This window comes from Methanoculleus sp. DTU007 (assembly GCF_001512385.1).
In the GTDB taxonomy this organism is placed as follows: domain Archaea; phylum Halobacteriota; class Methanomicrobia; order Methanomicrobiales; family Methanoculleaceae; genus Methanoculleus; species Methanoculleus thermophilus.
This window is the reverse complement of record NZ_LFRO01000103.1, coordinates 19,998-32,308: the sequence shown is the minus strand read 5'-3', so window position 1 is coordinate 32,308 and position 12,311 is coordinate 19,998. Positions and strand designations below refer to the sequence as shown.

Here is a 12,311-nt window from a genome sequence, read left to right as displayed (position 1 = left end):
CTACGGCATCGATCTTGGCAACTTCACGGTATGGGATTACATCGACCAGGGGTTCGTCATTCAGCAGATTGCCGGGATTGCCCAGCAGATCGGGGGTCTCGCCGTCGACGCCTTCCTGGTCTTTGTCGGGATCGGGTTCCTGCTCATTGAAGCCCCCCGACTCTCGGCCACCCTCAAGCGGCATCTCGGGGCGGAGAGTGCCCTCTACCAGCACCTCTCGCAGTCGGGCAGGCTCCTCATCGACTACGTGGTGGTCAGGACGAAAGTGAACCTGATCACCGGAGCAGGGACCGGGATCTTCCTCGCCCTCCTCGGGATCGACTTCGCGATCCTCTGGGGATTCATCGCCTTCGTTCTGAGTTATGTCCCCTACATCGGTCTCGTCGTAGCCGCAATCCCTCCGACCCTCCTCGCCTTTATCGAGTTCGGGCCGGTTGGAGCTCTCGCCGTCATCATCGCCATCGCCCTCATCGACGCCGCCGCCGAGAATCTCGTCCTCCCCCGGATGGCCGGACAGGAACTCAACCTCTCGCCGTTCGTCGTCCTCTTCTCCGTCGTCTTCTGGGGGCTCATCCTCGGAACAGTCGGGGTCTTCCTCGCCATACCCCTGACGATCGCGGTGAAACTCTTCCTCGACAGCTGGGAGGAGACACGGTGGATCGGGGAGTTGATGAGCGCCGGGAAAGGGGAGTAAGGGCCGGGTACCGCAGGTCTTATATACACTCCATCGTATCCCGGATGCGCCTCATGCAGGGGAGAATGGTATGAGTGACCTGATAGCCATCGCCTACGAGGGCGAGGATACCGCGTTCCGTGTCAGAGACCGGCTTGCCGATCTCTCAAAGGAGCACATCATCGAACTGGAGGACCTGGTGGTCGTCGTCCACCACCGGGACGGCAAGACCGAGATCAAGCAGGCTACGAACCTTGCCGGTATGGGAGCACTCTCGGGGGCATTCTGGGGGCTTCTCATCGGTCTGATCTTCTTTGCCCCGATCTTCGGGCTTGCCATCGGCGCGATCGCCGGGGCGCTCGCCGGGCGGTTCTCCGACTACGGCATCGACGATAAATTCATCAAAGAAGTCGCCGAGAGCGTCAGGCCGGGCAACTCCGCGGTCTTTCTGCTCGTCAAGAAGATGACGCCGGACAAGGTGGTCGACGCCATCAAGGAGTACGGCGGACACGTCATCCGGACGTCACTCTCGGAGAAGGAGGAGGCGAACCTCCGCGAAGCTTTCGGCGCCGGCACACCGGCAAAAATGGAAGTTCCGCCACCTGCCGCGTGAGCGTCAACACCCCACACTTTTTTACTGATGGCGCCAGATATCCCGGGACAGATCTTCATCGCACCGTAATACAAATCCGGAGGAAAACACAGAAAATGCGGGAAGTCAGGGTCACAGAGACCGAACAGGACGGGGCACTCGAGATCGAATTCCGATTCAAATCGCTGGATCAACTTCTCGACCCGGATGACCCGTCTCCCCTCCCCACGCGGGAGATCACTGAGTTCGCCGAAGAGTACATCGTAAGTTACCTCAACGGGTACAACGTCAAAAAGATCGCCGCCATCACCATAGGCCTTCCGCGGGGGTCGCTCTCCCCGGGGGAGGCCAAACTCCTTCCTGAGGCGATCCGGCGGCACTTCTCATTCCGGCTGGCCGATCCCGACAACGATATGCGGGTCTCTCGCCGGGAAGGATGGACCAGCATCACCGTTGCCCTATTCACCGTGCCGGTCGCCCTGGTGATTGCCGGCTTCGCTGCCATGTACCTCACTGACGCCCCCTTGACCATGCTCACCGGCCTTACCACCATCCTGATCTGGGTGACCGTCTGGGAACCTACGAGTATTTCCTCTACGACTACCGACGCAAGATGGAGAGGCGCCGGATCTACGAAAAACTCTCGGAGATCGAGATCCGGGTCAGGGAGTGATAATAGAGCAGAAGGTGTTTACGGACCGCTGCCCAATACTCCTTTATGAAGAGACCCCTCGGCCTCTACCTCGCCTACCTTTTCCAGTTCCTCATCGCCGGAAACGTCCTCCTTGCGCTCTCGCTCGGTGAATACTCGCAGGTCTTTACCGGTGTTGTCGCGCTCGGCCTGACACTCGTCCCGACCGTCCTCACCCGCCGGTTGAGCCTCACGCTCCCCTGGGAGGTCAACCTTCTTATCGCCCTCTCACTCTACTTCCATATCGCCGGCGAGATCCGGGGGTTCTACGATATCTACTACCCCTACTACGACAAGATCGCCCACCTCGTCTCCGGTATAACCGTCTCGGTGCTTGCCTTCGTCATTGTCCTCCTCCTCGACCGGTTCAGCCGGCTCAACCTCTCGAGGTGGATGATCGTCGGGTTCATCATCATAGCCGCGATGGCGATGGAGGGGTTCTGGGAGATCTACGAGTGGACCTTCGATACAATCCTAGGGACAAACCTCCAGCACGGCCTCGATGATACCATGCTCGATATGATCTTCGTCCTCATCGGGTCGATCGTCGTCGCGCTTGCCGGGAACCGCTACCTCTCCCGGTACTCGAAAGAGGAGATCACAGGCAGGATGGTGACCCCGGGGGAGGGGCAGGCCGGGTGAGAACCGGAACCTTTTTCTGATGCAGCCCGGAGAGGGAGCGCCATGCTTGAACGGATGGAGACGGGTGCGGGAGGCATCGTCGGGTTCCGGTTCGACGGTGAGATGACGGAGACCGACTATACCGGGACGCTGATCCCGGCGCTTGAGAAGGCACGAAAAGACCATCCGACGCTCCGGATACTCTTCCAGATCGTTGATTTTCACGGCTGGAGGGCACACGGGTACTGGGAGGCCCTCAAGGACTGGCCGGGGATGAGGATAGTCGACCGGATCGCGATCGTCGGCGGGGAGAAGTGGGAGGAATGGATGAACCACCTGCCCGGGCTCTTTGTCGGTTTTACCGGAATCGATGTCCGCTACTTCACAAACGACCACCTTGACGCCGCCATCGACTGGCTGCGGGAACCTATCACCCTGGAGGCGGAATAGAAGCCGTTTAGCCGATTTCAGAGATCAGGCAATTCTTTTTCATCCCGGGCGACCAACCGATGATCGACAGAACAGCGATCCCATGCACTATTATAAAGATATTATATTCCAAAAACCCCAACCAGAAGAGATCCGGCGCCTTGGGCTTCTCCCTGTAGACCTCCACTTCCATACGCGGCATTCCGACTCACCCACCCGCGTCCGGGACGCGCTGAAACTCGCGGCCCGGCAGGGGATCGGGCTTGCGATCACCGACCACAACCAGGCAAGCGGTGTCGTCGAGGCAAGGAGGCAGGGGATCCGGGTCCCCCTCGTCCCGGGGATCGAGGTCAGCGCGAACGATGGTCCGCACCTCCTCTTCTACTTCTACTCAGTCGCCGATCTTTTAGACTTCTACCGGCGCCACATCGAGAAGAACCGGAGGAACGGTCCGTTCACCGCCATACGCCTCGACACCCCCGATATCCTCGATCGCCGGGAGGATTACTCCTGCATCGCCGTCGAGGCGCACCCCTGCGGCTACGCCTTCTTGAACCGCGGGGTCGAGCGGTGCGTCGCAGGCAGGTGCATCGGAGAGGAGGTCTTCTCCCGCCTCGACGCTCTTGAGGTGATCTGCGGCGGGATGGCCCGTTCCCATAACCTGAAGGCCGCCCGGCTCGCTCTCGCCCACGACCTCGGGCGGACCGGCGGGACCGACGGCCACCTCCTCCACGAGCTCGGCGGGGTCGTCACCTGTGCCGAGGCGGAGACGGTGGACGAACTTCTCGATGCCATCCGTAAGAGGGAGACGGTCGTCATCGGCCGTGAGCGGCCGCTCGTCGAGAAAGCCGTGATGGGGACTGCAGTCCTCCCGCACCACATCATCTACACCGTCCCGATTCTTCAGGCGCGCTGGGAGCAGAGTATCCCCCGGATCCGGAAGTTTGTCGAGGAGCAACTGAACCGGTGAACGCTCTCAGCCGAGGGGCGAAAAAAGACGGGATATCGACTCTTTCATCCGGACCCGGATGGACCGCGCCCGGTAGCGCTCCGGGGTGATCTCGGTGGAGATGACGAGATCCTCTTCGAATCTCCGCGCAAACTCGGCCCCTATCCTCGCGTCATAAAAGAAGGCGTTCGCCTCGAAGTTCAACTGGAAACTCCGGATATCCCAGTTCGCGCTCCCAATTGACCCTGCTTTTCTATCGACGACGATCGTCTTTGCATGCAAAAACCCGTCATCGTATGTGTAGGCCCGGACACCGGAATCAAGGAGATCGCCGATGAACGAGAGGGTCGCCCAGTAGACGAACGGGTGGTCGGGTTTGCAGGGGATCATGATCCGGACATCGACCCCGGAGAGAGCGGCGAGCCGCAGGGCATCCATGACGCTCTCGTCCGGTATGAAGTAGGGCGTCTGGATGTAGACCGACTCCCGGGCGGAGTTGATCAGTTTGATGTAGCCTTCTTTTATCGGATTCCACCGGGTGCCCGGGCACCCGGAGACGATCTGAACGGGGGTCGTGCCGGTGGAGGATCCCGGGTCAGGGAAGTAAAGAGGTCCGGGCTCTAGGCGCTCACCGGTTGTGTAGTTCCAGTCGAGGAGGAACCGGTACTGGAGCATCCTGACGGCATCTCCCACGATCCGGACGGCCGCGTCGCGCCAGGTGCCGAGCGGCCCTCTTCCGAGATACTCGTCCCCGATGTTGAACCCGCCGATGAAGCCGAGCGTCCCGTCGACGACGACAATCTTTCGATGGTTGCGGTAGTTGAACCGGTAGATCGCCGGAAGGAAGACACCGATCTTCCCGCCGGCCTCCGTAAGCTCCGAGAACGCGGCCCGGGACCCTCCCCCGACCCGGACCCCCATAGCGTCGATGAGGAGGCGGACCTCGACGCCTTCCCGGGCCTTCTCTGCGAGGGCACGGATGACCGACCGACCGAGGTCGTCGTTGTTGACGATGAAGTATTCCAGGTGAATGTGGTGGCGCGCCCCCCTGATTGCAGCAAAGAGCGCCTCGAACATATCCTCGCCGCGGGTGTAGAGATCGAGGTGGTTCTTCTCGGTCAGGCACGCCCGGTCGTTGCGAAGGAGGAGAAGGATCGTCTCGCGAAACTCGTCTGCCTCTGGTCTGGTGAACCGGTGACGGGGATCGGAAAACGTGCGCTCCTGCGCAAGGAGGAGATCCCGGAGGAGGTCTCTTCCCTCCATCATAGCACAGATCCTCCGCCGGGTGTAGTTCTGGCCGAAGAAGAGATAGAGGACGAACCCTATCGGAGGAATGAGGAAGAGGGCCATCAGCCAGGCCACCGCCGCTATCGGGTTTCTCCGCTCGTAAAAGACGATGATGACGGCGAATACGACATTGATGACCAGGATGACCGCAAGTAAGAACTCAGGTCCCATCGTGCCACTGTCTCCCTGCCGGAACCGGGCGCTACCAGAGGAATACTCGTATAGGGATATATCAGTGTTCCTTGCCGGAACGACACCCCTATCCGGCAGAGGTTTTTTCTCTCTGGAAGTTATAGGAGGACCCATGCTTGACCGGATGAGAGAGAGTTCAGGACGTGTGATCGGGTTCCGGTTCGATGGAAAAATGAGTGAGAGTGATTACGCCACCATCCTGATACCTGAACTTACACGAGCAATGGAAGACCACGACAACGTCCGGATTCTCTTTAAGATCGAGGGTTTCCGCAGCTGGAGACCGGGGGAGGGCTGGGACGCCTTCAGGCAGTGGCCGGGGCTCAAGAGTGTCGATCGGATCGCCGTCGTCGGCGGGGAACGGTGGCGGGAATGGATGAATCGATTACCGAGTCTCTTCGTCGGTTTCGTCGACGTCGATGTCCGTTACTTCCCTGAGGGGCGTCTTCGGGATGCCTGGGGCTGGCTCAGGGAGGGGCTCGTGGTCGTGCCGCGGGCCGCGTGATACACCTATATGCTGCGGGCCCCAACAGAATCGTGTATGCACTGTCCCGTCTGCGGGCACGACTGCCTCACCGAGGCCCGCAAACTCCTTGCCGATCTGCCGGAACGCTTCGCCCCCTGCCCGGACTGCATGGGGCTCGTCTACGACAAACAAAGCCCGCCGCCCGGTATCGATCCGGCAGAACCCTGTCCCACCTGCGGGAAACGGTTCATCGACGAGGTCTTTGCCGAGATCTACCGGGTGATGGTCGATGAAGGGGATCTTGCCGGGACCGAACCCCTCGCCGCCGTCGGGACACCGCTCGTCCATCCCGGCTACGCCATGCGGAGGCCTCCCTATCTCCCGCCGCGATCGCTCGTCCTTCTCTCCAGGGCAATAGGAGAGCGGGCGGCAGCACGCCTGATCGATACGGTCCCGGAGGTTAAGGGTGTCGTCAAAGCAGGCCCAGGGACACCGGGGATCAACGATACCGACGCGGCGCCCACGACCCATACCCTGCTTGCGGGCTGCGACGTCCGGGCCGATATCTTTCCGACGCGGGCAGGACCGATCGCCGTCTACAAGCAGCAATCGGTCCTGCATATCGAGTTCCCCCGGAACCGTGACGAAAAGATCCTCTCCCTCGAACGCCAGATCAGGGAGCACCGGCCCCGGGTCTTCGTCGACGCGTGCTCGGGGGCCGGAACCCTCGGGCTAGCCGCCGCACGCATGGGTGTCCCGCGCGTCATCTGCAACGACGCCTGGTACGCGGCCGCCTACTGGACCGCCTGCAACCTCCACCTGAACCGCGAGTTCCTCAAGATCGGGGAGGTGACGATGCACCGGTCCTACGACGACCTCCGGCGCAACCCGGTCGCGCGCGATCCCATCCTGATCGCCGATACAGAGGAGGCGGCGGTCTATCAGGGAGATCTGAGGCTGCTTTCGACCGTTCTTCCGCCAGAAGTCGACCTTACCGCTCTGGACCTCTTCGAGAAGCGAGATGCCGGGAAGGTCGCGCGGATCACCCGGGCCTGGCAGTCTTCCGTGGGCGGAGTTATTTTTATCCCTTAGAGCCCATTGTATACGGGGACTAGCCCGGGTGGCTCGGCGTCACCTGTCACCCGAAACCGTCGTCACGCGGGGGGCGAAGTCCAAGGAAGGCCGCAGCGGCTTGCAGAATCCGCTGCGCCCCGACGGAGAAACCTCGTCCTATGAGGTCGACGGAGAGGGATCAAAGCCCCGGAGGGGGCGGCGACCTCTTGCCGCGGGTACCGGTTCAGGCCCGGAAGGGAGCAGACTTACCGTGGACGTTCGGCGCCCATGGGGTTGCGGGGTGGAGGAGGGGTGCAGTGGTGCATGTTTGCGCGCACGGTCGACTGCGGACGTGTCCCCAACGGCGATCTTCATGGCAAAAGTAACGATTCTTGGGGCTACAGGGAACGTCGGCTTGTTTGCTGCCCACACTATCTCCGAGATCCCGTACGTCAGCGATATGCTGCTTGTCGGGAGACCTGGGCGCGAAGACTTTCTTGCAGGCTGCTGCCGTGATCTCTCGGATTCGTTCGCCGCACGAGGCACCGATGTCCGGCTGTCATACAGCACCAGCCTTGCCGATGCAAGAGACTCGGATATTATTGTCTGTACAGCAGGGGTGCCCCGCAAGCCGGGCCAGGACCGAAACGACCTCGTCTTCGAGAACGCAAAGATTGTCGCAGAGACCGCCAGAACCATCGGCCAGGTATCGCCCGATGCTATTCTCTTTGTCATCACAAACCCGGTCGACGTCACGACCGCCGTTGCCCTGAAGTATTCGGGGCTTGAGCCGAGGCAGGTCTTCGGCCTCGGGACGCACCTCGACTCGATGCGCTTAAAATCCCTCATCGCGCACTACTTCCGGGTCCACGTCAGCGAGGTGCATACCCGTATCATCGGCGAGCACGGCAAGAGCATGGTCCCGCTCTGGTCGGCGACGACGATCGGCGGCATCCGGATCCAGAATCTGCCCACGTTCTCAGGACTTCCCACACAGGAGATGATCGAGACCGTCAGGACCAGCGGCGAAGCGATCATCAGAGACAAGGGCGCTACCGTCTATGGACCGGGTGAAGCGATTGCAACCCTTGTCCGGACGATTCTCGGAAACGAGAACAGGATCCTCACCGTCTCCAGTTACATCAAGAGCGAGATCCACGGGATCGGTGATGTCTGCATTGGTGTTCCCGCTCGCATCAACCGCGAAGGGGTCTTCCCGGTTGCGATCCGTCTTGAAGACGATGAGATCGCGGGATTCAGCAGATCGGTCGCCAAGATCCAGAAGATCACTGCTAAAGTGATGGAGCGGCTGGAAAAGACCCAATAGAACGGGAAAAAGTGGTGCGAATCCACCTTACACGAGGGTGGACTCGAGGATCTCCGCGCTGCCAACACCCTCAAGGTTCTGGAGCGCCTTCTCAACCTCGTCAGGAGCCCCGGCTTTATCGGGGACGACGGAAACAACCTTCAGTGCCACAAGGCCAAAGCCGATCGGCTCTTCCTTGATGTCGTCGACCGGGACAGCTGCCCGGATCGCTGCTTTGAGCGCCTCACGGTCGACATCGGGCGACTCGGGCATGACCTTGACGATAATGGCTACGTTACCCATGGCTTATGGCCCCTGGAACCCGCACTTCGGGCATGTATAGGCTATGCTCTGCTCCCTGCACCGATAGCATCTGTAGATCGTGTTCGCACAGACCGGGCACGGGAACCCGGTCGAGCCTTCAACCGCCAGTGTGGCGTTGCAGGAGGTACATCGCTCTTTGGCTGTCATTATCGCTTCCTCGAAAGTTAACCTATTATATTGCCCTCGCAGGAGTTAAAATCTCGGTTCGAGAAGAGTCCCCGTTACCGCCTCATCCCGGAGAGCTCCACGGACCCGATCCTCGTGCCTGCCGTTCACCACCCGGGCCCGGAGACCGTGCTCGAAGACAAATCGGATGAACGTGGGATCGACCTCGTCGGAGATGAGGGAGGGATCCTCGATGCGTGAAAGAAGCCTTCGGTGATGGTGAATGCCGTCGACCGATTTTAAGAGGAGGAGATCCAGAGAGAGCTCGCGTGCGACCCAGGCGGCGATGGTATCGGATGTGACATCCCAGGAATGGGGAAGCGGGTCGGCCCGCCGGAGGGCACAATAGGGAAGGAGGACCGTCACCTCCTCTGGGAGCGCGATCTCGGAGGTTGCCGGGACGCCGTGCGAGGCGATATACCATCCGAACTGTTCCATACCGGCGATGGCCATCCAGTGGGCCGCGTTATCGGAGACGTTGAGGCGCCGGACGAGGTCGGCGAACTTCCCGCCGCCGGGCACGATCAGCACCGGGCGCCCGATCTCCTGAAAGATATCGATCAGAGACGCTGTCCGGTCAAAGAGGCTTCCACCCACCTTGACGACCAGCGGAAGTGCAGGCGAAGTCATTTCGTCTTGCTATTATACCGGGACCTAGATAATCCTGCGTATGCGCCGGATCGCCGCAGCCATCCTGCTCGTATGCCTCCTTGTTGCCGCCGTCGATGCTGTCCAGATCGTTGAGTTCTGTCCTGATCCCTATCTTGCCGGGGATCTCGACGAGTACCTGGTGATTGAGGGGAGGGGGGTGCTCGACGGCTACGTCTTCTCGGATGGAGAGGGCGGGTTTCGGTTCCCCCCGGGCACGCGGATAGACGGGCGGGTGGTGGTCGCAAGGAGCGGTCCGGCCTTCGAGCAGACCCACGGGTACCTGCCCGACTTCGAGATCGAGGGGAGGACGCCGGCGGTGCCGGACGTGATCCAGAGCGGGAACCTTCAGATGGCGAACCAGGGCGACGAACTCTTCATCTACCATGGAACCACGCTCGTCCAGAAGGTGGCCTGGCCCGGGGACGTCCGTCCCCGCGAAGGGCAGATCCACTACCTTGAGAATGGCATCTGGGACCCGCGTCCGCTCGGTATCGGCCAGTCACGCTTTGGTCCGGAAACGTTCGAAGGCGTTGAGGTGACTGCGTTCGTCGCCCCGGACTGTTCACAGGAGGCCTTCCTCTCGGCGGTCTCGAGCGCCGAGCGCGAGATTCTCGCAAACGTCTACGAGTTCACCGACCCTACGATCGCAGACGCCCTCATCGGCGCCCGCGAACGCGGTGTTGAGGTGACCGTCCTCCTTGAGGGCGGGCCGGTGGGCGGCATCTCACCGGAAGAGCGGGCCGTCGCGGGCGCCCTCAACCGGAGCGGGATTGTGGTCCTCGCGATGGAGACGACGGATCTGGCCCATGCGAAGTACCGCTACAACCACGCGAAGTACCTCGTCATCGATGGCGAGACGGTCCTCCTCGGGAGCGAGAACTTCAAGCCCGGCGGTTACCCGGCACCGGGTCTGCAGGGCAACCGCGGGTGGGTAGTCATCCTCGAGGACCCCGACCTTGCGGCCTACTTCCGGGAGGTCTTCCTCATCGATGCCGCGGGCGGGGATATCGTGCCCCTGGAGGGAACCGCAGCCGAACTCTACACGCCCTGGGCACCCACATACGCCGTGGAGTTTGGGCCCTGCCGCGCGGAGGATGCGCGGGTGACGGTGGTCCTCTCCCCCGATACGAGCGCGCTCATCCTCGACCTGATCGAGGGGGCAGAAGAGAGCATCGCGATCGAGCAGGCCTACATCACAAACGAGACCCGGTACGAACTCAATCCCTACCTTGCGGCCGCGATCAACGCATCCCGGCGGGGTGTCGTGGTACAGATCCTCCTCGACTCCGCCTGGTTCAACACCGAGGACGATGCGGACAACGACGAGATGGTCGCGGTCATCAACCGGATTGCCGCGGCCGAAGGGCTACCGCTTGAGGCCAGGCTTGCGGATATCGAGGCGAATAATCTTGCAAAGATCCATAACAAAGGCGTCATCGTCGATGGGCGCGCGGTCCTTGTCAGCAGCATCAACTGGAATGCCAACTCCCCGGCGTTCAACCGGGAAGCGGGCGTGATCATCGAGCATCCGGCGATCGCCGCTTATTACACCGCGGTCTTTCTCGACGACTGGAATGCCTCAAAAGGGAGCGGGGCTGGCGCTGCCCCGGGGCCGGACCGGCTCAAGATTATTCTAGCAGCATGCATCCTGGTCTGGCTCATTGGGCTCTACCTCTACCGCCGACGGCGCACATAGCTTCACCGGCGTTCCGGAAGACCGGCCGACCGGCAGACGTCGCAGATGGTGATCGTCCCTTCACCCGAAGCGACGGCGGAGACCCAGCGCTCGATGACCCTATCGAGGTCTTCGGAGAAGTCCTGCCCGGCAAACCCGCGTTTCCGGCTCATATACTGGGATATTGCGGCTCTACTGACTCCGAGGCGCTTGGAGGCCTCGCTCTGGGTGATCCCGCGTTCGTTCACCAGGCGGTAGACCATCTCGGCGCGCATCCGGGGAAGGAGCACCCGTGCGAGGTTGTCGCAGCGCATGATGTCGCAGGAGAAAGGCTCCGTCATTGTGCAGACACCATCTGGGGGTCTTTATACTCGTAGAGGGTCTGCCGGGCGTCCCGGAAGTTGAACTTCTCTACGATCATATCGTTATCTTTGAGCCGTTTTAGGGCATAGCGGACGGTGCGGGGGGCCAGACTGCTGCGGCGGACGAGTTCCTTATGGGTAAGGGCGCCCCCATCCTCAAGCAGCATCAATATCTTTCTGGAAGACGGGGGAAGGTTCACATCATCCATATATAGTAGTTAACGCTGTTAACATATCAAACTGACGGATCTTATAGCCCCGGGAGTTCTACAGAGATTTATGCTGGAACGGGAGGAGAAGACAGCACTCGTTATGCTTGTAGGCGTCGTCGGGATCGTGCTTGCCGTCCACCTCCTCTTTGGCGCCGTCGGTCGGCCGCTTCTCGTGGAACCTTACTCGGAAGAGGTTCCCGACGGGGCGCTGGTCCTCCTTGAGGGGAGGATCGAGGAGATCAGAGAGACCTCGAGTGGGGGGCACCTTATTCTTTCCGTCAACGGCACTACCGTCTTTCTGCCGCAAAATGTGGCAGCGGGGCTTGAACTCCACGAGAACGAGAGCGTGACGCTGTATGGGGTTGTCCAGACCTATCGTGGGGCGCGGGAGGTGGTGGTCTCCTCCGCCGCCGATATCCGGGTGCTCGTGTGACCTATTTCGTCCCTGTGTAGAATATATCGGCGCTTTCGTCGCCAGCGAACCGGGGCCCCCTTATCCGGGACTTCTCGTGGCTCCCCATCTTTTCGACCTCCGGCATGGGCTCCCGGGAGGTAGGGGTCTGCTGCTCGTCGGGTCGCTTCTTTCGCCCCCCCTCGACACCAGCACCCGAGGGGAGGACACCGTCATTGATCCGCACGCTCGGCATACAGGAGATTCGTCCC

At 61.2% G+C, this 12,311-nt stretch carries 18 protein-coding genes and 1 other RNA gene; 12 read left to right on the top strand and 7 right to left on the bottom strand.

Annotation, left to right across the window (positions count from 1 at the left end):
• The 6 genes from ACI94_RS10680 to ACI94_RS10655 form a co-directional block, all read left to right on the top strand.
• Positions 1-694: AI-2E family transporter (locus ACI94_RS10680; protein WP_273259273.1), on the top strand; the 694-nt coding region annotated here is incomplete at its 5' end.
• 70 nt (positions 695-764) lie between these two features.
• On the top strand, positions 765-1,286 hold the full coding sequence (locus ACI94_RS10675; protein WP_066958073.1) for a DUF1269 domain-containing protein: 522 nt from the start codon (positions 765-767) through the stop codon (positions 1,284-1,286).
• A 95-nt stretch (positions 1,287-1,381) separates the two neighbouring features.
• A complete protein-coding gene (locus ACI94_RS10670; protein WP_286681405.1) occupies positions 1,382-1,987 on the top strand; it encodes a hypothetical protein in 606 nt (201 codons plus the stop codon).
• The gene (locus tag ACI94_RS10665; RefSeq protein ID WP_066958068.1) at positions 1,984-2,598 is read left to right on the top strand and encodes a hypothetical protein; all 615 of its coding nucleotides are present in this window, start codon (positions 1,984-1,986) and stop codon (positions 2,596-2,598) included. Before ACI94_RS10670 ends, ACI94_RS10665 begins: the two co-directional genes overlap by 4 nt.
• A gap of 42 nt (positions 2,599-2,640) precedes the next feature.
• The gene (locus tag ACI94_RS10660) at positions 2,641-3,027 is read left to right on the top strand and encodes an STAS/SEC14 domain-containing protein (RefSeq protein WP_066958066.1); all 387 of its coding nucleotides are present in this window, start codon (positions 2,641-2,643) and stop codon (positions 3,025-3,027) included.
• A gap of 82 nt (positions 3,028-3,109) precedes the next feature.
• Positions 3,110-3,976 (top strand): PHP domain-containing protein, encoded by an 867-nt coding sequence (locus ACI94_RS10655; protein WP_066958064.1) that lies wholly within the window; start codon positions 3,110-3,112, stop codon positions 3,974-3,976.
• A 6-nt stretch (positions 3,977-3,982) separates the two neighbouring features.
• Here ACI94_RS10655 and cls read toward each other — a convergent pair whose 3' ends face one another.
• Complete coding sequence (gene cls / locus ACI94_RS10650; RefSeq protein ID WP_286681404.1) at positions 3,983-5,413, bottom strand: cardiolipin synthase; 1,431 nt, start codon at positions 5,411-5,413, stop codon at positions 3,983-3,985.
• Between the two features lie 133 nt (positions 5,414-5,546).
• Between cls and ACI94_RS10645 the strand changes: the two genes are divergently transcribed.
• The 4 genes from ACI94_RS10645 (at position 5,547) to ACI94_RS10630 (ending at position 8,280) form a co-directional block, all read left to right on the top strand.
• Positions 5,547-5,939 (top strand): STAS/SEC14 domain-containing protein, encoded by a 393-nt coding sequence (locus ACI94_RS10645; RefSeq protein ID WP_066958060.1) that lies wholly within the window; start codon positions 5,547-5,549, stop codon positions 5,937-5,939.
• A gap of 36 nt (positions 5,940-5,975) precedes the next feature.
• Positions 5,976-6,992, top strand: coding sequence for a hypothetical protein (locus tag ACI94_RS10640; RefSeq protein ID WP_066958058.1), 1,017 nt, complete (start codon positions 5,976-5,978; stop codon positions 6,990-6,992).
• Positions 6,993-7,004: 12 nt separating this feature from the next.
• Positions 7,005-7,315: signal recognition particle sRNA (gene ffs, locus ACI94_RS10635), an RNA gene on the top strand.
• 11 nt (positions 7,316-7,326) lie between these two features.
• Complete coding sequence (locus ACI94_RS10630; RefSeq protein ID WP_286681403.1) at positions 7,327-8,280, top strand: malate dehydrogenase; 954 nt, start codon at positions 7,327-7,329, stop codon at positions 8,278-8,280.
• A 27-nt stretch (positions 8,281-8,307) separates the two neighbouring features.
• On the opposite strand, the gene ACI94_RS10625 is transcribed toward ACI94_RS10630, so the two are convergent.
• The 3 genes from ACI94_RS10625 to ACI94_RS10615 are packed head-to-tail and all read right to left on the bottom strand — an operon-like array spanning position 8,308 to position 9,378.
• Positions 8,308-8,562, bottom strand: coding sequence for an elongation factor 1-beta (locus ACI94_RS10625; RefSeq protein ID WP_066958057.1), 255 nt, complete (start codon positions 8,560-8,562; stop codon positions 8,308-8,310).
• Positions 8,563-8,565: 3 nt separating this feature from the next.
• On the bottom strand, positions 8,566-8,730 hold the full coding sequence (locus ACI94_RS10620; protein ID WP_083524832.1) for a zinc finger domain-containing protein: 165 nt from the start codon (positions 8,728-8,730) through the stop codon (positions 8,566-8,568).
• A 45-nt stretch (positions 8,731-8,775) separates the two neighbouring features.
• Positions 8,776-9,378, bottom strand: coding sequence for a uridylate kinase (locus tag ACI94_RS10615; protein ID WP_066958055.1), 603 nt, complete (start codon positions 9,376-9,378; stop codon positions 8,776-8,778).
• Between the two features lie 40 nt (positions 9,379-9,418).
• On the opposite strand from ACI94_RS10615, the gene ACI94_RS10610 reads away from it, so the two are divergent.
• The gene (locus ACI94_RS10610; RefSeq protein WP_066958053.1) at positions 9,419-11,095 is read left to right on the top strand and encodes a phospholipase D-like domain-containing protein; all 1,677 of its coding nucleotides are present in this window, start codon (positions 9,419-9,421) and stop codon (positions 11,093-11,095) included.
• A 2-nt stretch (positions 11,096-11,097) separates the two neighbouring features.
• On the opposite strand, the gene ACI94_RS10605 is transcribed toward ACI94_RS10610, so the two are convergent.
• Both ACI94_RS10605 and ACI94_RS10600 read right to left on the bottom strand, forming a co-directional pair.
• On the bottom strand, positions 11,098-11,415 hold the full coding sequence (locus ACI94_RS10605; RefSeq protein WP_066958051.1) for a transcriptional regulator: 318 nt from the start codon (positions 11,413-11,415) through the stop codon (positions 11,098-11,100).
• A complete protein-coding gene (locus ACI94_RS10600; RefSeq protein ID WP_286681402.1) occupies positions 11,412-11,645 on the bottom strand; it encodes a winged helix-turn-helix domain-containing protein in 234 nt (77 codons plus the stop codon). The genes ACI94_RS10605 and ACI94_RS10600 overlap by 4 nt, the downstream gene beginning before the upstream one ends.
• 70 nt (positions 11,646-11,715) lie before the next feature.
• Here ACI94_RS10600 and ACI94_RS10595 point away from each other — a divergent pair, with 70 nt between their 5' ends.
• Entirely contained in the window at positions 11,716-12,081 is a 366-nt protein-coding gene (locus ACI94_RS10595) for a hypothetical protein (protein ID WP_066958047.1), read from the top strand.
• Position 12,082: 1 nt separating this feature from the next.
• Here the strand turns inward: ACI94_RS10595 and ACI94_RS10590 are convergent, their stop codons facing one another.
• Positions 12,083-12,295: a hypothetical protein gene (locus ACI94_RS10590; protein ID WP_066958045.1), complete on the bottom strand. Its 213-nt coding sequence runs from the start codon at positions 12,293-12,295 to the stop codon at positions 12,083-12,085.
• Between the last annotated feature and the right edge of the window lie 16 nt (positions 12,296-12,311).

What these genes read in the sequence shown, in the direction of transcription:
- ACI94_RS10615 (WP_066958055.1), bottom strand. Translation starts at nt 9,378, where the DNA reads ATGACTTCGCCTGCACTTCCGCTGGTCGTCAAGGTGGGTGGAAGCCTC.
- ACI94_RS10600 (WP_286681402.1), bottom strand. Translation starts at nt 11,645, where the DNA reads ATGGATGATGTGAACCTTCCCCCGTCTTCCAGAAAGATATTGATGCTG.
- ACI94_RS10625 (WP_066958057.1), bottom strand. Translation starts at nt 8,562, where the DNA reads ATGGGTAACGTAGCCATTATCGTCAAGGTCATGCCCGAGTCGCCCGAT.
- ACI94_RS10630 (WP_286681403.1), top strand. Translation starts at nt 7,327, where the DNA reads ATGGCAAAAGTAACGATTCTTGGGGCTACAGGGAACGTCGGCTTGTTT.
- ACI94_RS10595 (WP_066958047.1), top strand. Translation starts at nt 11,716, where the DNA reads ATGCTGGAACGGGAGGAGAAGACAGCACTCGTTATGCTTGTAGGCGTC.
- ACI94_RS10620 (WP_083524832.1), bottom strand. Translation starts at nt 8,730, where the DNA reads ATGACAGCCAAAGAGCGATGTACCTCCTGCAACGCCACACTGGCGGTT.
- ACI94_RS10655 (WP_066958064.1), top strand. Translation starts at nt 3,110, where the DNA reads ATGCACTATTATAAAGATATTATATTCCAAAAACCCCAACCAGAAGAG.
- ACI94_RS10675 (WP_066958073.1), top strand. Translation starts at nt 765, where the DNA reads ATGAGTGACCTGATAGCCATCGCCTACGAGGGCGAGGATACCGCGTTC.
- ACI94_RS10640 (WP_066958058.1), top strand. Translation starts at nt 5,976, where the DNA reads ATGCACTGTCCCGTCTGCGGGCACGACTGCCTCACCGAGGCCCGCAAA.
- ACI94_RS10660 (WP_066958066.1), top strand. Translation starts at nt 2,641, where the DNA reads ATGCTTGAACGGATGGAGACGGGTGCGGGAGGCATCGTCGGGTTCCGG.
- ACI94_RS10645 (WP_066958060.1), top strand. Translation starts at nt 5,547, where the DNA reads ATGCTTGACCGGATGAGAGAGAGTTCAGGACGTGTGATCGGGTTCCGG.
- ACI94_RS10610 (WP_066958053.1), top strand. Translation starts at nt 9,419, where the DNA reads ATGCGCCGGATCGCCGCAGCCATCCTGCTCGTATGCCTCCTTGTTGCC.
- ACI94_RS10605 (WP_066958051.1), bottom strand. Translation starts at nt 11,415, where the DNA reads ATGACGGAGCCTTTCTCCTGCGACATCATGCGCTGCGACAACCTCGCA.
- cls (WP_286681404.1), bottom strand. Translation starts at nt 5,413, where the DNA reads ATGGGACCTGAGTTCTTACTTGCGGTCATCCTGGTCATCAATGTCGTA.
- ACI94_RS10670 (WP_286681405.1), top strand. Translation starts at nt 1,382, where the DNA reads ATGCGGGAAGTCAGGGTCACAGAGACCGAACAGGACGGGGCACTCGAG.
- ACI94_RS10590 (WP_066958045.1), bottom strand. Translation starts at nt 12,295, where the DNA reads ATGCCGAGCGTGCGGATCAATGACGGTGTCCTCCCCTCGGGTGCTGGT.
- ACI94_RS10665 (WP_066958068.1), top strand. Translation starts at nt 1,984, where the DNA reads ATGAAGAGACCCCTCGGCCTCTACCTCGCCTACCTTTTCCAGTTCCTC.